Source organism: Pseudomonas sp. M1, from assembly GCF_022760135.1.
GTDB classification, from domain to species: domain Bacteria; phylum Pseudomonadota; class Gammaproteobacteria; order Pseudomonadales; family Pseudomonadaceae; genus Pseudomonas; species Pseudomonas citronellolis.
Genome location: NZ_CP094343.1, coordinates 2,270,368 through 2,289,606 on the forward strand (window position 1 = coordinate 2,270,368; position 19,239 = coordinate 2,289,606).

Consider the following 19,239-nt stretch of genomic DNA (forward strand, 5'->3'; position numbering starts at 1 on the left):
TGCCGGGAGTGAATGCATGAGCCAGTGGCGCACTACGCCTGACCTGGAGGCGCTCAACGCCAACCTGAAGAAGACCATCGGCGAGGTCCTGGACATCCGCTTCGAGGCGGTGGACGACGACTCGCTGACCGCCAGCATGGTGGTGGATGCGCGCACCCACCAGCCCTACGGCCTGCTGCACGGCGGCGCCTCGGTGGTGCTGGCGGAGACCGTCGGCTCCACCGCCAGCTACCTGTGTATCGACACCAGCAAGTACTACTGCGTGGGCCTGGAGGTGAACGCCAACCACCTGCGCGGCCTGCGCAGCGGGCGGGTGACGGCGGTGGCGAAGGCGGTGCACCTCGGCCGCTCCACCCACGTCTGGGAAATCCGCCTGCATGGCGACGACGGCAAGCCCAGCTGCATCTCGCGGCTGACCATGGCCATAGTGCCGCTGGAGCGCTAGGCGATACGCAAGACCTGTAGGAGCGGGCCCTGCCCGCGATATCGCGCGCAGGGCGCGCTCCTACAAGGAAATGGCGCGTGTGGGGCGGCGTAGGAGCGGATCTCATCCGCGAATCGCGCCGATACGTCCGGCTATCGCGGACAAGGTCCGCTCCTACAGGGAAGCGCCATGCCTCACGACGGACCGTAGGAGCGGACTCCGTCCGCGATTCGCCTTCCAGCCGCGCAATTTTATCCAAGACCTGCCGGCGCCCGGGCGCTAGAGTAGGCCCATGGAACGCATCGAACACCACCGCAGCGGGCTGCCCGGCGTGCGCTACATCGACGCCGAGTACCACCGTTTCGCCTTTCCCCGGCACTTTCACCTGGACTACCACATCGGGCTGATGCTCGACGGTCGCCAGCGCTACGTGCACGCCGGCGAACGCTGCCTGGCCGGTGGCGGCGACATCCTGCTGATGAGCCCGGAAAGCATCCACGACGGCGCCAGCGAGGGCGACGGCGGCTACCGCATCCGCGTGCTGTCCATCGAGCCGCAGTGGCTGGAGCAGGCCGCGCGCAGCCTCAGCGATGGCCGCCAGGGCACGCCGCGGCTGCTGGCCAGCCAACTGCGCGACGAACAGCTGCGGCAGCAACTGCACGGCCTGCACCAGGTGCTGGCCGCAGGCGAGCGCCTGGAACAGGAAGGCCGGCTCTGGCAGGGCCTGGCCACGCTGCTCGGGCATGCCTCCAGCCTGCGCATCCGCGAGCCGCGCCAGGGCTTCGACGCCGCGACCTGGCGACGCCTGCGCGACTGGCTGGAATCGCGTCTGGAGAGCCCGCCGACGCTGGACGAACTGGCGGCCTTCTGCGACCTCAGCCCCTGGCAGGTGCTGCGGCGCTTCCGCAACCACTGCGGGCTGCCGCCGCACCAGTGGCTGACCCAGCTGCGCCTGGAGCGGGCCCTGCCGCGGGTGCTCGCCGGCCAGCCGCTGAGCGAGGTGGCGCTGAGCCTGGGCTTCTACGACCAGGCGCACTTCAGCCGCCTGTTCCGCCGCACCTACGGACTGCCGCCGGCGCGCCTGCGCCAACGCTGATCCCACCCCGATACTCACTTTCCCCTGGAGAATCCCGCCATGCAGGAGGCCCACGCCTTGCTGACGCTTACCGCCGTATTCGCTGTCGCCCTGGTCAGCCCGGGCCCGGATGTCGCCCTGGTAGTGCGCACCGCCTTGCACCAGGGGCGCCGCGCCGGCGTGCTCAGCGCCCTGGGCCTGGCCTGCGGCATCCTGGTCCACGGCACCCTGGTGCTGACCGGCGTGTCGCTGCTGCTGCGCCACTCACCGGTGTTGTTCGGCCTGCTGCAGGGGGCCGGCGCGCTCTACCTGGGCTGGCTTGGCATCGGCGCGTTGCGCGCCTGGTCGCGGCGTGGCGCGGGCGGGGCAGGGCGCCTGGACGGCGAGCTGCCGGCCTCGCCGCTGGGGCCCTGGCTGCGCGGGCTGGCCACCAACCTGTTCAACCCCAAGGCGCTGGTGTTCTTCCTCGCCCTGCTCAGCAGCCTGATCCCGCTGGACATGTCCGCGCCCGGCAAGCTGGCGGTGGCGGCCATGCTGTTCTGCACCGGCTTCGCCTGGTTCAGCCTGCTCAGCGTGACCCTCACCCGCCCGGCGCTGCAGCAGCGCCTGCTGCGCGCGGTGCCGGTCATCGACGGCGCTTGCGGCCTGGTGTTCCTGCTGGTGGCCGGCGGCATCGCGCTCAGCCTGGCGCGGCAGTTCTGAGGCGCCCTGGCTTTTGGCCGGAGTGCCCTGGCCGGCAGTGGGCCCGGCCATTGTGGCCAGCCATGGCCTGGGGGAGAATTCCGCAGTCATCAGCACTGCGGTCACCGGCATGTCCCACGCGATCTTCTTCGCCCACGCCAACGGCTTCCCCTCGGCCACCTACGGCAAGCTGTTCCAGGCCCTGGCGCCGGAATTCGAGGTGCGCCACCTGGACATGCACGGCCACGACCCGCGCTTCCCGGTGAACGCCAACTGGGCGAACCTGGTGGACGAACTGCTGTTCCACCTGGAGGCCCAGGGCGCGCCGGTGTGGGGCGTCGGCCATTCCCTCGGCGGTCTGCTGCACTACCATGCCGCGCTGCGCCGCCCGGAGCTGTACCGCGGCGTGCTGATGCTCGACTCGCCGACCCTGACCTTCGCCGACCAGTGGGTGATCCGCGCCGCCAAGCGCTTTGGCTTCATCGACCGCATCACCCCGGCCGGGCGCACCCTGGGGCGGCGCGAGGCGTTTGCCGACTTCGACGAGGCGCTGCGCTACTTCGGCGGCAAGTCGCTGTTCCGCCGTTTCGACCCGGACTGCCTGGCGGACTACGTGCGCCACGGCCTGGCCGCGAGCGGCCAGGGTCTGCGCCTGAAGTTCGACCCGGCCACCGAAATCAGCATCTACCGCAACGTGCCCCATGCCGCGCCGGGCAGCCCGCGGCGCCTGGCTGTGCCGCTGGCGCTGGTGCGCGGCCGCCACAGCCGGGTGGTGCTGCCGCACCATGCCCGCGCGGTGCGCCTGGCGCCGCAGGGCGAAGCCCTGTCGCTGCCCGGTGGGCACATGTTCCCGCTGGAGCGCCCGCGCGACACCGCCGAACTGATCAAGCAGGTCGTCGAGCGCTGGCAGCGCCGCGCCGAACAGGAGAATTCCCGCCCATGAGCGCCCAGGTCGAAGAGATCCGCCTGAACCTTCCGCACATCGAACTGGCCGCGCACCTGTTCGGCCCGGAGGACGGCAAGCCGGTGCTGGCCCTGCACGGCTGGCTGGACAACGCCATGAGCTTCGCGCGCCTGGCGCCGAAGCTGGATGGGCTGCGTATCGTCGCCCTGGACTTCGCCGGCCACGGCCACTCGGCGCACCGCGCCCCCGGGGCCAGTTACCTGCTGTGGGACTACGCCTACGACGTGCTGGCGGTGGCCGAGCAACTGGGCTGGGAGCGCTTCTCGCTGCTCGGGCATTCCATGGGCGCCATCGTCTCGGTGCTGCTGGCCGGCGCCATGCCCGAGCGCATCGAGCGCCTGGCGCTGATCGACGGCCTGGTGCCCTACACCGGCGAGGCCGACAGCGCGCCGGCCAAGCTGGGCGAGGCGCTGAAGGCGCAACTGGCGCTGCCGAACAAGCGCAAGCCGGTATACGAAGCCATCGACCGCGCGGTGGAGGCACGCATGAAGGGTGTCGGCGCGGTCAGCCGCGAAGCCGCCGAACTGCTGGCCCGGCGCGGGCTGATGCCGGTGCCCGGCGGCTTCACCTGGCGCAGCGATGCGCGCCTGACCCTGCCTTCGCCGCTGCGCTTCACCCGCGCCCACGCCGCGAGCTTCGTCCAGGCCGTGCAGTGCCCGGTCAGCCTGGTATTGGCCCAGGGCGGCATGCTCGCTGCCGAGCCGGGCATCCGCAAGCTGATCGACGGGCGCCCCTTCGACGTCCACGAGCTGCCCGGCGGCCATCACCTGCACCTGGACGACGAAGCGGGGGCGCAGGCGGTGGCGGCGATCTTCCAGCCGTTCCTGGGAGAGTAGGCGCGGGGAAACACCCCGTTGCCGCACCCCGCTTGACTAAAGCGGGGCTTGCCACGACGCTGCATGGATCGCAGTCGGGAGATTCTGCATGATTCAGCTCTTCGCCACCGCCATGCCGGGCGGCCCCAAGGATTCCAGCGGCCCGGGTGTGCATGCCCCGCGGCGTGCGCAACGGAGGTGCGACGCCTGACATGCCTCGCCTTTCCCTGCTGCCCCTGGTGGGCTCGCTGCTCGCGGCCAGCGTCTTCGCCGCCGATGTTCCCGACAGCCACGACCTCGATGCGCTGCCGCGTTTCCCGAGGGCGGAGATCGTCGATTTCACCAGCGCCCCCGCCACCGAGCGCGTCTACCCGCTGGGGCCGATCAGCCGCATCAGCGGGCGCCTGCGCATGGAAGGCGAGGCGCGTGCCCTCGGCCAGCTCACCGCGCTGACCTACCGCCTGCCCGACGAGGACTCCAGCGCCAGCGCCTTCGCCGCCGCGCGCAAGGACCTGCTCAAGGCCGACGCCACCCCGCTGTTCTGGTGCGAGGGCCGTGACTGCGGCTCCAGCAGCCTGCTGGCCAACGCGGTGTTCGGCAAATCCAGCCTCTACGGCCCGGACGACCAGCAGGCCTACCTGCTGGTACGCCTGGCCGCGCCGCAGCAGGACAGCCTGCTGGCGGTCTACGCCATCACCCGCGGCAACCGCCGCGCCTACCTGCACGCCGAGCAACTGGACGCCGGCAGCGCCCTGGGCGAACTGCTGCCCAGCGCCGCGACCCTGATGCGCCTGCTCAAGGCCAACGGCGAGCTGACCCTCAGCCACGTGCCCGCCGAGCCCGGCGGCGCCTGGCTCGACCTGTTGGTGCGCACCCTGCGCCAGGACACCGGCGTGCGCGTCGAGCTGGCCGGCGCCCACGCCGCCGACTGGCGCAGCGCCCTGGCCGGCCAGGGCGTGCGCGATGCCCGCCTGGAGCTGGGCAGCGGCGAAGGGGACGGGCTGCACCTGACCTGGCTGCGCTGATTCGCCTACGCTGAAGCTGGGCGCGCCCTGTGCCCGGCTGCCGTCGCCGTACCGAGAAGGAGTCCGGCCCCGATGTTCGATAACCTGCTGTTGCGCATCCTCCTGGTGGTCCTGCTGGTCGCCACCCTGTGGGTGCTGGCGCCGTTCTGGACGGCGCTGTTCTGGGCCGCCGTGCTGGCCTTCGCCAGCTGGCCGCTGATGCGCCTGCTGACGCGCCTGCTGGGCGGCCGCGAGGCCCTGGCGGCGGGCGTGCTGACCGCCTTCTGGATCATCGTGGTGGCGCTGCCGCTGCTGGGCCTGGGCTTCGGCCTGGCGGACAAGCTGCGCGCCGGCGTCGAGCTGGTGAAGAACCTGCAGGTCTCCGGCCTGCCGCCGCCGCCGAGCTGGCTGGCGCGCACCCCGCTGATCGGCGACCGGCTGATCGGCTGGTGGTACTCCATCGACCAGCAGGGGGTGGCCATCTTCTCCGCGCTCAAGCCCTACATGGGCGAGGTCGGCAACTGGTTGCTGGCGCGTTCGGCCAAGCTGGCCGGGGGCATCTTCGAGCTGGTCCTGAGCCTGGTGTTGATCTTCTTCTTCTACCGCGACGGCAAGCGCCTGGAGGCCTTCGCCTACCAGATGCTGGAGCGCCTGATCGGCCCGCGCGCCGAGCACTACATGGAGCTCATCGCCGGCACCGTGCAGCGGGTGGTCAACGGCGTGATCGGCACCGCGGCGGCCCAGGCGGTGCTGGCCTTCATCGGCTTCAGCATCGCCGGGGTGCCCGGCCCGATCCTGCTCGGCCTGCTGACCTTCGTCTGCAGCCTGCTGATGGTCCCGCCGCTGGTCTGGGGGCCGGCCACCGTCTGGCTGTTCTTCCAGGGCGAGTACGGCTACGGGGTGTTCCTGGGCATCTGGGGCTTCTTCGTCATCAGCGGCGTGGACAACATCCTCAAGCCCTACCTGATCAGCCGCGGCGGCAACCTGCCGCTGGTGGTGGTGCTGCTCGGCGTGCTCGGCGGGCTGCTCAGCTTCGGCTTCATCGGCCTGTTCCTCGGCCCGGTGCTGCTGGCGGTGGTCTACAACCTGGTCAACGACTGGATCGAGAGCCCCAAGCGCGGCACCCTGCCGCCGGGCGGCCCGGGGGATAAGGCGCCCTAGGCCGGAATCTTCGGTTATCGCCCGTCGTAGGATTGCGTTGAGCGAAGCGATACCCATCGCCACGGCAGCATGGGTTTCGCAGGCTCAACCCATCCTACGACCGTGCTTCCCTGGAGCCGTAGGACGTATAACCGTTCGCGGTTATACGCCGTTGGCCCATGCAGCGAAGCCCTACGAAAGCGCCTCGCTGCGCACGCCGACCAGGCGGTCGCGGCCGGCGCCCAGGCCGGCCACCAGGGCGCCCAGGCTGATGGCGATGAAGATGACGCCCACCGCATTCCAGCCGTCGCTCAAGTCGTGCACCAGGCCGACCAGGAAGGGCCCCAGGGCCGCCAGGGTGTAGCCCACGCCCTGGGCCATGCCGGACAGGTGCGAGGCGACGTGGGCGTCGGGCGAGCGCAGCACGATCAGCGCCAGGCCGATGCTGAAGGTGCCGCCCTGGCCCAGGCCGAGCACCACCGCCCACAGCCACAGGCTGCCGCCGGGCGCGTAGAGCAGGCCGAGCAGGCCGGCGAGGGTCAGCGCCAGGACCAGGAACACCACCAGGCGCTGGTCGCGCCCGCGGGTGCCGAGCCAGGGCGCGCCCAGGGCGCTGAGCAACTGCACCATCACCGAGCCGGACATCATCAGCCCGGCGGCCGTCGGGCTCAGGCCGCGGTCGATGAGGATCGACGGCAGCCAGCCGAACACGATGTAGGCCAGCGACGACTGCAGGCCCATGTACAGGGTCACCTGCCAGGCCAGCGGGTCGCGCCACAGGCCGCGGACCTGGAAGGCCTGGCGGTGGGCGTGCTGGGCCTGGCGCGTCTGCGGCAGCCAGACCAGCGCGGCGAGCACCGCCGGCAGGGCCCAGGCGGCCAGGGCCGGCTGCCAGCTGCCGCCGAACAGTTCGGCCAGGGGCACGCTGGCCCCGGCGGCCAGGGCCGCGCCCAGGCACAGGGCCATGGTGTAGACGCCGGTCATGATCCCGGCGATGTGCGGGAAATCGCGCTTGACGATGCCCGGCAGCAGCACGCCGATGATGCCGATGCTGGCGCCGGCCACCAGGCTGCCGAGGAACAGCCCGGCCACCGGGAACAGGCTGCGCAGGACGATGCCGGCGGCCAGCAGCAGGAGGATCGCCAGCACCGCCCGCTCGGCCCCCAGGCGCCGTGCCAGGCGGGGCGCCAGCGGGGCGAACAGGCCCAGGCAGAGCACCGGCAGGGTGGTCAGCAGGCCAGCGGCTGCGGCTGACAGGCCGGTGTGCTCGCGCACGGTGTTCAGCAGCGGCGCCAGGCTCGACAGCGCCGGGCGCAGGTTCAGCGCCACCAGCACCAGGCCGAGCAACAGCAGCCAGGGCCGCACCGGTGCGGGTGTAGGGGCGGGGGCTTCGTCGATCTCGGCGTCGATCAGCAGTTCGTCGGCGTGATGTTGTTGGGGCATGGTGGCGATCGCAAGGCAGTGGGAAGGGAAGTCAGATCAGCAGCGCGCGGTTGGCGGCCGCGGCCGCCTCGGCGTCCTGGCGCTCCAGGGCGTCCAGCAGTTGCTGGTGCAGCTCGAAGGCCGGCTGCGGGCGGCCGGGTTCGCTGATGGTGTGTTGCAGGCCGGCGCGGATGACCTGGGAGAAGTAGCGGTACAGCTCGCTCAGCAGCGGGTTGTGGGCGCTGTCCACCACGCGCTGGTGGAAGGCCAGGTCGTGCTCGACGTAGGCCTGAAGGTCGCCGCCGAAGTGCTGCGCGCTGAGCGCCAGGGCCTGGCGCAGGGCGGCCAGGTCGGCGTCGCTGCGGCGCAGGGCGGCCAGGCGCGCGGCCTCGACCTCGATCACCCCGCGAGCTTCCAGGGCCTGCTCGATGGAGCCGCGGGCCAGGGCCAGCATGGTGTCCAGCGGGTCGGCGCAGGCGCGCACGTAGGTGCCGTCGCCCTGGCGCACTTCCAGCACGCCGGAGAAGGTCAGCACGCGCACCGCCTCGCGCACGGTGTTGCGGCTCATGCCGAGGATTTCCGCCAGCTCCGGCTCCGGTGGCAGGCGCTGGCCGAGGGCCCAGGCGCCGCTGTCGATGCGCTGGCGGATCTGCTCCAGGGCGATGTCGACCAGGGAGCGCTTGAGGGGATTGGCCATATAGACATCCAATCATCGGATGATTAGGCCGGACAGGCTACTGCAGCGGTGGGGGGCTGGCAAGGCGCGGATCGCCCCCCTGTAGGAGCGCGCCCTGCGCGCGAAATCGCGGACGGAGTCCGGCAAGCACAACACCCCGTAGGATGGTGTTGAGCGAAGCGATACCCATCACCATGGTCCGATGGGTATCGCAAGCTCAACCCATCCTACGAAAAGCATCTCGGCGCGGTTGGCAAGACAGCTGCCCCTACAGGGTTACGCCGAACCTCCCGGCGCCCGATGAAAACGGCGGATAACGCCGTAGGCGTTATCCGCCCTACGGGAGCATCCCGGCACCCGTAGGATGGTGTTGAGCGAAGCGATACCCATCGCCATGGTCCGATGGGTATCGCAAGCTCAACCCATCCTACGAAAAGCATCTCGGCTCGGTTGGCAAGACAGCTGCCCCTACAGGGTTACGCGGAACCTCCCGGTGCCCGATAAGAACGGCGGATAACGCCGTAGGCGTTATGCGCCCTACGGGAGCATCCCGGCACCCGTAGGATGGTGTTGAGCGAAGCGATACCCATCACCATGGTCCGATGGGTATCGCAAGCTCAACCCATCCTGCGAAAAGCATCTCGGCGCAGTTGGCAAGACAGCTGCCCCTACAGGATTACGCCGAACCTCCCGGCGCCCGATGAAAACGGCGGATAACGCCGTAGGCGTTATGTGCCCTACGGGAGCATCCCGGCACCCGTAGGATGGTGTTGAGCGAAGCGATACCCATCGCCATTGCCCGATGGGTATCGAAAGCGCCCCGGCGCAGCCGGCAGGAGACTCAGGCAGCGATATTGACTAGGCTACCGCTGGTGTTCTGGTAGCTGGCGGCGCTGCTGTCCTGGTAGTGCCTGGCCAGCATGGCGAGCATCTGCTGCACGGCTTCGGCGCCGGCCGAGCCGCTGTTGGTGCTGGATGCGTCGCTGCTGGTGCTGCTGGTCAGGCTGCTGTCGGTTTCCCCGGAAGCGGGCGGCGGGAGCGGCGGCATGTCGCCCTGGGCCTGTTGCAGGGCGCTGCTCAGTTCGTCCTGGCTGATGCTGCCGTTGCCGTCGCTGTCCAGGGCGCTGAACAGCTCGCTGCTGTCGGTGCCGGAGGCGCTGGCGGCGCTGAGTTCGTCGCTGCTGATGCTGCCGTCGCCATCGCTGTCCAGGGACGACAGCAGGTCGCTGGCGGCCTGGTCGGAGGAGGGCGGCGGCGGGGGCGGCGGCATGTCGCCCTGGGCCTGTTGCAGGGCGCTGCTCAGTTCGTCCTGGCTGATGCCGCCGCTGCCGTCGCTGTCCAGCTGGGCCAGCAGCGAATCGATGTCGATGTCGCCGCTGTCGCTGCCGGAGGCGGACAGGGCGCTGTCCAGCTCGCTGGAGCTGACGCTGCCGTCACCGTCGCTGTCGAGGGACTTGAACAGGTCGGCGGCGAATTTCTGCGCCTTGTCGCTGCTGCCGCTGGTGCTGGTTGTGCTGCTGGAGCTGCTGGCGCTGCGCTGGGTGCTGGCGAGCGCGGCGCTGCTGTAATAGCTGCTGTAGCTGCTGACTCCGCTGATCATCGGACTGCCTCCATGAGGTTATGGGGTCCGGAACTGGAGTTCCGGTCCTGGCAGGTTCGATGGGCGCCTTGTCGGCGGTATGTGCGCTTTGTATGCGGCGGCCGACAAAGCCTCAGGCGCGCGGCAGGCGCAGCACCGCGGTGGCGCCGCCGCCGGGGGTTTCCTCGAAGTGCAGGTCGCCGCCGTGGCGCCGCGCCGCCTCGCGGGCTATGGCCAGGCCCAGGCCGACGCCGCCGGAATTGCGGTTGCGCGAGCCTTCCAGGCGGAAGTAGGGCTCGAATACCTGCTCGCGCATCTGCGCGGGGATGCCCGGGCCGTGGTCGCGGACGAGGATTTCCACCTGCTGGCCGTTGTCGCGCAGTATCAGCTGCACCTCGCCGGCATAGCGCAGGGCGTTATCCAGCAGGTTCGACAGGCACGAGCGCAGGGCCAGCGGCTGCACCTTCAGCGGTGCGCACTGGCCTTCGACGCTGACGCGGGCGCCATGCTCGCAGGCGTCCTCGGCCAGCGATTCGACCAGGGCGTTGACGTCGAACCACTGCAGCGCCTCGCTGGTGCGCTCCTGGTGCAGGTAGTGCAGGGTGGAGTCGAGCATGCCGATCATCTCGCCCAGGTCCTGGGCGAAGCGCGCGCGCAGCTGCGGGTTGTCGATCTCCTCCACACGCAGCTTCAGCCGCGACAGCGGCGTGCGCAGGTCGTGGGACACCGCCACCAGCATGCGGCCGCGCTGCTGCACCTGCTCGCGGATGCGCTCGCGCATGCGGTTGAAGGCCTGTGCCGCGCGCTGCGCCTCCTGCGGCCCGGTTTCCGGCAGCGGCGGGCTGTCCAGGTCCTCGCTCAGCTGCAGCGCGGCATTGCCCAGGCGCTCCACCGGGCTGGCGAGCAGGCGCGCGCCGAACCAGGCGGCGCCGACCAGGGCGAGCAACTGGAACAGGAAGGGCATGCTCCAGAACGGCAGCCGCGGCGGCGGGGGCGGCGGCGGGCCGACCATGTGTCCCTCGAACTGCTCATGGGGCGGTGGCGGCGGCGGTGGAGGCGGGCCGGGATGGCGGAAGTGGCTGAACCAGACGAAGGCCAGCAGGTGCGCGACCACGATGGCCAGTAGGAACACCCCGAACAGGCGGGCGAACAGGCTGTCGGCGAGCTGCAGCGAGCGCTTCTTCATCTGGCCTCCTTGGTCGGGCCGGCGTCAGGCGATGTCACGGACGTCGAACAGGTAGCCTTCGCCGCGCACGGTCTTGATCAGCCGCGGCGAGCGCGGGTCGTCGCCGAGCTTCTGGCGCAGGCGCGAGACCAGCAGGTCGATGCTGCGGTCGAAGGCCTCGATGGCGCGGCCGCGCGCGGCGTCCAGCAGCAGCTCGCGGTTGAGCACCCGGCGCGGGCGCTCGAGGAACACCCAGAGCAGGCGGAACTCGGCGTTGGACAGCGGCACCACCAGGCCCTCCGGGGAGTGCAGCTGGCGCAGCACGCTGTCCAGCCGCCACTGGTCGAAGCGCACCTGGGCGCGCGGTTCGTTGCGCGCCTCGTCGCCACGCACGCGGCGCAGGATGGTCTGGATGCGCGCCACCAGCTCGCGCGGTTCGAAGGGCTTGGCCATGTAGTCGTCGGCGCCCAGTTCCAGGCCGATGATGCGGTCGGCCGGCTCGCAGCGCGCGGTGAGCATGAGGATCGGGATGTCCGATTCGCTGCGCAGGTAGCGGCACAGCGACAGGCCGTCCTCGCCGGGCAGCATCAGGTCCAGCACCACCACGTCGAAGTTCTCCTCGGCCAGCGCCTGGCGCATGCCCGCGCCGTCGGCCACGCCGCGCGCCTCGATGTTGAAGCGCGCCAGGTAGCCGCAAAGCAGTTCGCGGATCGGCTCGTCGTCGTCCACCAGCAGGGCGCGGATGGTCCAGCGGCGCTGGCTGTCTTGGCTGGAGGTGGGGCTGGAGGGAAACATGCAGTACCTGTCGCTGGGAGCGCCCGGGGCGCGGGGTCAATGCTAACCCGCCGTCGCACGGGGGGCCACGGTAGGCAAGGTTGACGGCAACGGATATCGACAGAGTGTCGTCAATGTATCGGCGTGCTTACAAAGCCGCGCCACAGCGCTTCTTTACGCTTTCTTTATGCCCGCCGGAAGCCCCGCCAATCGCTTCTTTACGCCCCCTTTGCGGACAATTTCGCCATCGCAAGGATCCGCCTGCGTGAGGAGAGACAGACATGAGCGTGCTCGACGGGGTGTCCCTGGTCCTGGCCACGGGACTTTTCATCTACCTGCTGGTGGCGCTGCTGCGCGCCGACCGTTCCTAGGGGGCTGCATGAACAGCCATGACGTGCTGCTGATCGCCGCCTTCTTCGCCCTGGTGCTGCTGCCCGCGCCGCTGCTCGGGCGCTTCTACTACAAGGTGATGGAGGGCGAGCGCACCTTTCTCAGCCCCGTGCTGGCGCCGGTGGAGCGCCTGATCTACCGCATCTGCGGCATCGACCCGCGGGCCGAGCAGGACTGGAAGACCTACACCCTGGCCATGCTTGCCTTCAACCTGGCCGGCCTTGCGCTGCTGTTCGCCATCCTCGTCGGCCAGGGCATGCTGCCGCTCAACCCGCAGCACCTGCCGGGCCTGGAATGGACCCTGGCCTTCAACACCGCGGTGAGCTTCGTCACCAACACCAACTGGCAGGCCTATAGCGGCGAGGCGGCGCTGAGCTACCTGAGCCAGATGCTCGGCCTGACCGTGCAGAACTTCGTCAGCCCGGCGGTGGGCCTGGCGGTGCTGGTGGTGCTGGCCCGCGGCATCGCCCGCAAGTCCACGCAGCACCTCGGCAACTTCTGGGTCGACCTGACCCGCGCGACCCTCTACGGCCTGCTGCCGCTGTGTCTGGTCCTGGCGCTGCTGCTGGTGTGGCAGGGCGTGCCGCAGACCTTCCTGGACTACGTCCACGCCACCACCCTGCAGGGCGCCGAGCAGTCCATCCCGCTGGGCCCGGCGGCCAGCCAGATCGCTATCAAGCAGTTGGGCACCAACGGCGGCGGCTTCTTCGGCGTGAACTCGGCGCACCCGTTCGAGAACCCCACGGCCTGGGCCAACCTGTTCGAGCTGGCGTCGATCATCCTGATCCCGGCGGCGCTGGTGTTCACCTTCGGCCACTACGTCAAGGACCTGCGCCAGAGCCGCGCCATCCTCGGCTGCATGCTGCTGCTGTTCGTCGTCGGCCTGGGCGTCGCCCTGTGGGCCGAGTACCAGCCCAACCCGGCGCTGGCGCACCTGCCGATCACCCAGGGCGCGCCCCTGGAAGGCAAGGAGAGCCGCTTCGGCACCACCGCCAGCGTGCTCTGGGCGGTGACCACCACGGCCGCTTCCAACGGCTCGGTGAACGCCATGCACGACAGCCTCAACCCGCTCAGCGGCCTGGTGGCGATGTTCAACATGATGCTCGGCGAGGTGGTCTTCGGCGGCGTCGGCGCCGGCCTCTACGGCATGCTGCTGTTCGTCCTGGTCGCGGTGTTCCTGGCCGGCCTGATGATCGGCCGCACCCCGGAATACCTGGGCAAGAAGCTGGAGGCCCGCGAAGTCCGCCTGCTGGTCGCCACCCTGCTGGTGATGCCGGTCGGCGTGCTGGTGCTCGGCGCCATCGCCGCCAGCCTGCCGGGCCCGGCGAGCGCGGTGAGCAACCCCGGCGCCCACGGCTTCAGCCAGCTGCTCTACGCCTATACCTCGGGCACCGCGAATAACGGTTCGGCGTTCGCCGGCTTCGGCGCCAACACCCCGTTCCACAACCTGATGATCGCCCTGGCCATGCTCATCGGCCGCTTCGGCTACATCGTCCCGGTGCTGGCCATCGCCGGCAGCCTGGCGGCGAAGAAGCGCGTGCCGGTGGGGCCGAACAGCTTCCCCACGCACGGCCTGCTGTTCGTCGGCCTGCTGGCGGCGACCATCCTCCTGGTCGGTGGCCTGAACTTCCTGCCGACCCTGGTTCTCGGCCCGGTGGCCGATCACCTGACCCTGGGCTTCTGAGGAGCCGATAGATGAACGCCAAGACCCAGGACATGCCGCTCAAGAGCGCCACGTCCGCCCCCGAGAAACGCCACAGCCTGAGCTTCGCCGCGCTGTGGAGGCCGGCGCTGCTGCAGGCCTTCGTCAAGCTCGACCCGCGCCAGCTGCAGCGCTCGCCGGTGATGCTGGTGGTGGAACTGACCGCCATCCTCACCACCGTGCTGTGCTTCACCGGCGGTGATGCGGTGCCGCTGTCGGTGGCCGCGCAGATCGCCGCCTGGCTGTGGTTCACCGTGCTCTTCGCCAACTTCGCCGAGGCCCTCGCCGAGGGCCGCGGCAAGGCCCGCGCCGACAGCCTCAAGGCCGGCACCCAAGGCCTGATGGCGCAGCGCCTGAACGTCGACGGCGCCTACGAAAGCGTGCCGGCCACCAGCCTGCGCAAGGGCGACGTGGTGCGCGTGGTTGCCGGCGAGCTGATCCCCGGCGACGGCGAGGTGATCGAGGGCGTGGCGGCGGTCAACGAGGCCGCCATCACCGGCGAATCGGCGCCGGTGATCCGCGAATCCGGCGGCGACCGCTCGGCCGTGACCGGCAACACCCGGCTGGTCTCCGACTGGCTGCTGGTGCGTATCAGCGTCAACCCCGGCGAGTCGACCCTCGACCGCATGATCGCCCTGGTGGAGGGCGCCAAGCGGCAGAAGACGCCCAACGAGGTGGCCCTGGACATCCTGCTGATCGGCCTGACGCTGATCTTCCTGCTGGTGGTGGTGACGCTCAAGCCCTTCGCCCTGTTCGCCGGCGGCAGCCTGCCGCTGGTGTTCCTGGTGGCGTTGCTGGTGACGCTGATCCCCACCACCATCGGCGGCCTGCTCTCGGCCATCGGCATCGCCGGCATGGACCGCCTGGTGCGGCTGAACGTGATCGCCAAGTCCGGCCGCGCGGTGGAGGCCGCCGGCGACGTGCACGTGCTGATGCTCGACAAGACCGGCACCATCACCTTCGGCAACCGCCGCTGCGCCGCGCTGCACGCCGCGCCGGGGGTGACCGCGCCGGAGCTGGCCGAGGGCGCCTTCCTCGCTTCGCTGGCCGACGACACCCCGGAGGGCAAGTCCATCGTCGAGTTCCTCCGCGCGCAGATCATCCTGCCGGAGCCGTCGCGCGAGCAGCTGACGCCCATCGCCTTCAGCGCCGAGACGCGCCTGTCCGGCGTTGACCTCGACGGCCGCGTGTACCGCAAGGGCGCGGTGGATGCCGCGCTGGCCTTCATCGGCCGCGCCCGCGACGAGATGCCGGAAAGCCTGGCCAAGGAAGTCGAACGCATCGCCCAGAGCGGCGGTACCCCGCTGCTGGTGGTGGCCGACGGCAGGCTGCTCGGCGCCATCCACCTCAAGGACGTGGTCAAGCCGGGCATCCGCGAGCGCTTCGCCGAACTGCGGCGCATGGGCATCCGCACCGTGATGGTGACCGGCGACAACCCGCTGACCGCCGCGGCCATCGCCGCCGAGGCCGGGGTGGACGACGTGATCGCCGAAGCCACGCCGGAGAAGAAACTGGCGCGCATCCGCCAGGAGCAGGGCGAAGGACGCATGGTCGCCATGTGCGGCGATGGCGCCAACGATGCGCCGGCGCTGGCCCAGGCGGACGTCGGCATGGCGATGAACGACGGCACCCAGGCGGCCCGCGAGGCGGCGAACCTGGTGGACCTGGACAGCGACCCGACCAAGCTGCTCGACGTGGTCCAGGTGGGCAAGGAGCTGCTGGTGACCCGCGGCGCGCTGACCACCTTCTCGGTGGCCAACGACGTGGCCAAGTACTTCGCCATCCTGCCCGCGCTGTTCGCCGGCATCTACCCGCAGCTGCAGGTGCTCAACGTCATGCGCCTGGCCAGCCCGCAGAGCGCCATCCTCTCGGCCATCGTGTTCAACGCGCTGATCATCATCGCGCTGATCCCCCTGGCCCTGCGCGGCGTGCGCGTGGCGGCCAGCGACGCCATGCACCTGCTGCGGCGCAACCTGCTGATCTACGGGGTGGGCGGGATCATCGCGCCCTTCATCGGCATCAAGGCCATCGACCTGTTGCTGGTGGCCCTGGGCCTGGCCTGAACGGGACTGCCGGCCTTGGCGATGGGTATCGCTTCGCTCAACCCATCCTACGGGCCCGGTCTTTGTCCACGATTCGCGGATGAGATCCGCTCCTACGGGGATCGTTCTGCAATCCAGAGGAAACCGAAAATGCTCAATCACATCCGTCCCGCCATCGCCTCCCTGGCCCTGCTTTCGCTGGTCACTGGCGTGGCCTATCCGCTGCTGGTCACCGGCGTCGCCCAGGTGGCTTTCCCCGCACAGGCCAATGGCAGCCTGGTGCGCGACGCCAAGGGCGAAGTCCGCGGCTCGGCGCTGCTGGCGCAGAAGTTCGAGGGCCCGCAGTGGTTCCATGAACGGCCCTCGGCCGGCGACTACGCCACCGTCTCCAGCAGCGCCTCCAACCTGGCCCCGGGCAACCCGGCGCTGGCCGAGCGCATCGCCAAGGACGCCGCCGCCGAAGCGGTGGCCGGGCGCCCGGTGCCGCTGGCGCTGGTCACCACCTCCGGCAGCGGCCTGGACCCGCAGCTGCCGCCGGACGCCGCGCTCTACCAGGTGCCGCGCATCGCCCAGGCCCGCAGCCTGCCGGAGCAGGCCGTGCACAACCTGGTCGAGGCGCACACCCGGCGGCCGCTGGTGGGTCCGGCGGTGGTCAACGTGCTGGCCCTGAACATGGCCCTCGAGCAACTGCCTCGCTAGACTTGCGCGCAACCCCCTGGAGGCCAGCATGACCGATCCCAAGCGTGCCGACGCCCTGCTCGCGGACCTGGAGCGCAACGGCCGCGGACGCCTGAAGGTGTTCCTCGGCGCCGCCCCCGGCGTGGGCAAGACCTACGCCATGCTGCTGGCCGCCCAGGGCCAACTGCGCCAGGGCGTGAACCTGCGCGTGGGCATCGTCGAGACCCACGGCCGCGCCGAGACCGAGGCGCTGCTCGCCGGCCTGCCGCAGCAGCCGCTGCTGCGCTCGGAATACCGCGGCATCCACCTCGCCGAGATGGACCTCGACGGCCTGCTGCGCGAGCCGCCGCAGCTCGCCCTGGTCGACGAGCTGGCCCACAGCAACGCCCCCGGCAGCCGCCATGCCAAGCGCTGGCAGGACATCCAGGAGCTGCTCGCCGCCGGCATCGACGTCTACACCACGGTCAACGTCCAGCACCTGGAAAGCCTCAACGACCAGGTGCGCGACATCACCGGCGTGCAGGTGCGCGAGACGGTGCCCGACTGGGTGCTGCAGGAAGCCGACGAACTGCTGCTGGTGGACCTGCCGCCGCGCGAGCTGCTGGAGCGCCTGCGCGAAGGCAAGGTCTACGTGCCGGAGCAGGCGAGGGCGGCCATCGACGCCTTCTTCAGCCAGACCAACCTCACCGCCCTGCGCGAACTGGCCATGCAGACCGCCGCCGCGCGGGTGGACGCCGACCTGGCGCATCGCTACCGCCAGCAGGGCGGCGAGGCCCCGGCGCTGCGCGGCCGCCTGCTGCTGGGCGTGGACGGCGAGCGCAACGCCGAGCGCCTGGTGCGCCACGCCTCGCGGGTGGCCGAGCGCCGTCACCTGCCCTGGAGCCTGGTCCACGTCGACACCGGCGATGCCCGCGACGAGCAGTCGCGCCTGTACCTGCAGAACGCCCAGCAACTGGCCGAGCGCCTGGGCGGCGAGGTGGTGCAACTGCGCGGCGGGGAGGTGGCGCGCACCCTGGTCGAGCACGCCCGCGAGCGCCGCGCCAGCCTGATCCTGGTCGGCCGTTCGCGCCAGCGCTGGTACCGCCGGCTGTTCGGCGGCGGCCTGGCGGCGCGCCTGCTGCGCCTGGGCGAAGGCCTGGAAATCAGCGTGCTGGACAGCGAGGCCGACCTGGCCCCGGCCACCCCGCGCCGCGGCGAGCGCGGCCACTGGCGCGACTACCTGCTGGCGGCCCTGGCCGCCGCCGGGGCCAGCGCCCTGGCCTGGGGCGTGTCGCGCCTGCTGGAGCTGCCGAACATCTCCCTGGTGTTCCTCGCCGCGGTGCTGCTGGTGGCGGTGCGCAGCAGCCTGTGGCCGGCGCTGGTGTGCGCGGTGCTGTCGTTCCTGGCCTACGACTTCCTGTTCATCCCGCCGTACTTCTCCCTTTCCATCCAGCGCGAGCAGGACGTGCTGACCCTGCTGTTCTTCCTGCTCATGGCCGCGCTCACCGGCAACCTCGCCGCGCGCCAGCGCCGCCAGCTGCAAGTGCTGCGCGACACCCAGGAGGAGACCGGCGCGCTGCTGGAACTCTCGCGCAAGCTCACCGCCGCCACCGATCGCCAGGCGGTGCTGGCCGCCGCCGCCCAGCAGTTCGCCCTGTGGAATGACCTGGACATCTGCGTGCTGGCCCGCCAGCACGACGACTGGAAGGTGGAAAGCGGCCACGCCCGCGGCTTCGACGAGCAGGAGCGCGCCGCCGCCGACTGGGCCTGGCAGCACGACCAGCCGGCCGGCCTGGGCACCGGCACATTGCCGGCGGGGCGCTGGTGGTGGTGGCCGCTGTCGGCGGAGGAGGGGCCGCTGGCGCTGCTCGGCGTGCGGCCGAAGGACGGCGAGCCGCTGCCCGGTCAGCGCCGCCGCCTGCTCGCCGCCCTCGGCCAGCCTCTGGCCCAGGCCCTGGCCCGCGCGCGCCTGGCCGACGACCTGGAAGCCGCGCGCCTGCACGGCGAGACCGAGCAACTGCGCAGCGCGCTGCTGGCCTCGGTCAGCCACGACCTGCGCACCCCGCTGACCACCATGCGCGGCGCCATCGACAGCCTGCTGGCCCTGGGCAACGCGATTCCCCCGGCCGACCGCAAGGAACTGCTGGAAAGCACCCGCGACGAGGCCGAGCGCCTGGACCGCTACATCCAGAACCTGCTGGACATGACCCGCCTGGGCCAGGGCGGGCTGAAGCTGGCGCGCGACTGGGTGGCCCCGGAGGACATCGTCGGCAGCGCCGTGCACCGCCTGCGCGCGCTGCTCGCGCCCTATCGCGTGGAAACCCGCGTGCCGGCCGAACTGCCGCTGCTGTACGTGCATGCGGCGCTGATCGAGCAGGCCCTGGTCAACGTGCTGGAGAACGCCGCGCGCTTCTCGCCGCCGGGCGGGCGCCTGCGGGTGCAGGCCGCGCAGGTCGGCGACGAGCTGCAGTTCAGCGTCAGCGACGAAGGCCCGGGGATTCCCGAGGTCGAGCGCGAGAAAATCTTCGACATGTTCTACAGCGCCGCCAGGGGCGACCGCGGCGGGCCGAGCACCGGCCTGGGCCTGGCGATCTGTCAGGGCATGGTCGGCGCCCACGGCGGGCGCATCAGCGTCGGCGATGGCCTGGATGGCCGCGGCACCACCCTGCACCTGCACCTGCCGCTGCAGCGCCAGCCGGACCTGGAGCAGCTTGATGCCGGTAGTTGAA

The 19,239-nt window shown here is 70.7% G+C and carries 17 protein-coding genes; 12 read left to right on the top strand and 5 right to left on the bottom strand.

Features of this window, described 5'->3' with window-relative positions; all coding sequences use genetic code 11:
- Nucleotides 1–16: 16 nt before the first annotated feature.
- The 7 genes from PM1_RS10295 to PM1_RS10325 all read left to right on the top strand — a co-directional run bounded on the left by PM1_RS10295 (nt 17) and on the right by PM1_RS10325 (nt 6,124).
- Nucleotides 17–445 carry a hotdog fold thioesterase gene (locus PM1_RS10295; protein ID WP_009618548.1) on the top strand — a complete coding sequence of 143 codons (429 nt, stop codon included), beginning with the start codon at nt 17–19 and terminating at the stop codon, nt 443–445.
- 271 nt (nt 446–716) lie between these two features.
- A complete protein-coding gene (locus PM1_RS10300) occupies nt 717–1,520 on the top strand; it encodes an AraC family transcriptional regulator (RefSeq protein ID WP_009618550.1) in 804 nt (267 codons plus the stop codon).
- Nucleotides 1,521–1,559: 39 nt separating this feature from the next.
- Entirely contained in the window at nt 1,560–2,201 is a 642-nt protein-coding gene (locus PM1_RS10305; protein ID WP_009618552.1) for a LysE family translocator, read from the top strand.
- A gap of 109 nt (nt 2,202–2,310) precedes the next feature.
- Nucleotides 2,311–3,123, top strand: coding sequence for an alpha/beta fold hydrolase (locus tag PM1_RS10310; RefSeq protein WP_024128626.1), 813 nt, complete (start codon nt 2,311–2,313; stop codon nt 3,121–3,123).
- On the top strand, nt 3,120–3,980 hold the full coding sequence (locus tag PM1_RS10315; protein ID WP_009618556.1) for an alpha/beta fold hydrolase: 861 nt from the start codon (nt 3,120–3,122) through the stop codon (nt 3,978–3,980). The genes PM1_RS10310 and PM1_RS10315 overlap by 4 nt, the downstream gene beginning before the upstream one ends.
- A gap of 191 nt (nt 3,981–4,171) precedes the next feature.
- Nucleotides 4,172–4,984, top strand: a complete 813-nt coding sequence (locus tag PM1_RS10320) for a DUF4892 domain-containing protein (protein WP_009618558.1) — start codon at nt 4,172–4,174, stop codon at nt 4,982–4,984.
- 72 nt (nt 4,985–5,056) lie between these two features.
- Entirely contained in the window at nt 5,057–6,124 is a 1,068-nt protein-coding gene (locus PM1_RS10325; protein WP_009618560.1) for an AI-2E family transporter, read from the top strand.
- 171 nt (nt 6,125–6,295) lie between these two features.
- Here PM1_RS10325 and PM1_RS10330 read toward each other — a convergent pair whose 3' ends face one another.
- From PM1_RS10330 to PM1_RS10350, 5 genes are all read right to left on the bottom strand, one after another.
- On the bottom strand, nt 6,296–7,546 hold the full coding sequence (locus PM1_RS10330) for a CynX/NimT family MFS transporter (RefSeq protein WP_009618562.1): 1,251 nt from the start codon (nt 7,544–7,546) through the stop codon (nt 6,296–6,298).
- 31 nt (nt 7,547–7,577) lie between these two features.
- Nucleotides 7,578–8,222, bottom strand: coding sequence for a FadR/GntR family transcriptional regulator (locus tag PM1_RS10335; RefSeq protein ID WP_009618564.1), 645 nt, complete (start codon nt 8,220–8,222; stop codon nt 7,578–7,580).
- A gap of 820 nt (nt 8,223–9,042) precedes the next feature.
- Nucleotides 9,043–9,801 carry an EF-hand domain-containing protein gene (gene xopAW / locus PM1_RS10340; RefSeq protein WP_009618566.1) on the bottom strand — a complete coding sequence of 253 codons (759 nt, stop codon included), beginning with the start codon at nt 9,799–9,801 and terminating at the stop codon, nt 9,043–9,045.
- Nucleotides 9,802–9,913: 112 nt separating this feature from the next.
- Nucleotides 9,914–10,966, bottom strand: coding sequence for a sensor histidine kinase (locus PM1_RS10345; RefSeq protein ID WP_009618568.1), 1,053 nt, complete (start codon nt 10,964–10,966; stop codon nt 9,914–9,916).
- Nucleotides 10,967–10,990: 24 nt separating this feature from the next.
- Nucleotides 10,991–11,740: a response regulator gene (locus tag PM1_RS10350; protein WP_009618571.1), complete on the bottom strand. Its 750-nt coding sequence runs from the start codon at nt 11,738–11,740 to the stop codon at nt 10,991–10,993.
- Nucleotides 11,741–12,000: 260 nt separating this feature from the next.
- Here PM1_RS10350 and kdpF point away from each other — a divergent pair, with 260 nt between their 5' ends.
- From kdpF to PM1_RS10375, 5 genes are all read left to right on the top strand, one after another.
- A complete protein-coding gene (gene kdpF / locus PM1_RS10355; protein WP_009618573.1) occupies nt 12,001–12,090 on the top strand; it encodes a K(+)-transporting ATPase subunit F in 90 nt (29 codons plus the stop codon).
- 8 nt (nt 12,091–12,098) lie between these two features.
- On the top strand, nt 12,099–13,793 hold the full coding sequence (gene kdpA, locus PM1_RS10360; protein ID WP_009618575.1) for a potassium-transporting ATPase subunit KdpA: 1,695 nt from the start codon (nt 12,099–12,101) through the stop codon (nt 13,791–13,793).
- Nucleotides 13,794–13,804: 11 nt separating this feature from the next.
- The gene (gene kdpB, locus PM1_RS10365) at nt 13,805–15,874 is read left to right on the top strand and encodes a potassium-transporting ATPase subunit KdpB (protein WP_009618577.1); all 2,070 of its coding nucleotides are present in this window, start codon (nt 13,805–13,807) and stop codon (nt 15,872–15,874) included.
- 129 nt (nt 15,875–16,003) lie between these two features.
- Complete coding sequence (gene kdpC, locus PM1_RS10370) at nt 16,004–16,552, top strand: potassium-transporting ATPase subunit KdpC (protein ID WP_009618579.1); 549 nt, start codon at nt 16,004–16,006, stop codon at nt 16,550–16,552.
- 28 nt (nt 16,553–16,580) lie between these two features.
- Entirely contained in the window at nt 16,581–19,238 is a 2,658-nt protein-coding gene (locus PM1_RS10375; RefSeq protein ID WP_009618581.1) for a sensor histidine kinase, read from the top strand.
- Nucleotide 19,239: the final 1 nt, after the last annotated feature.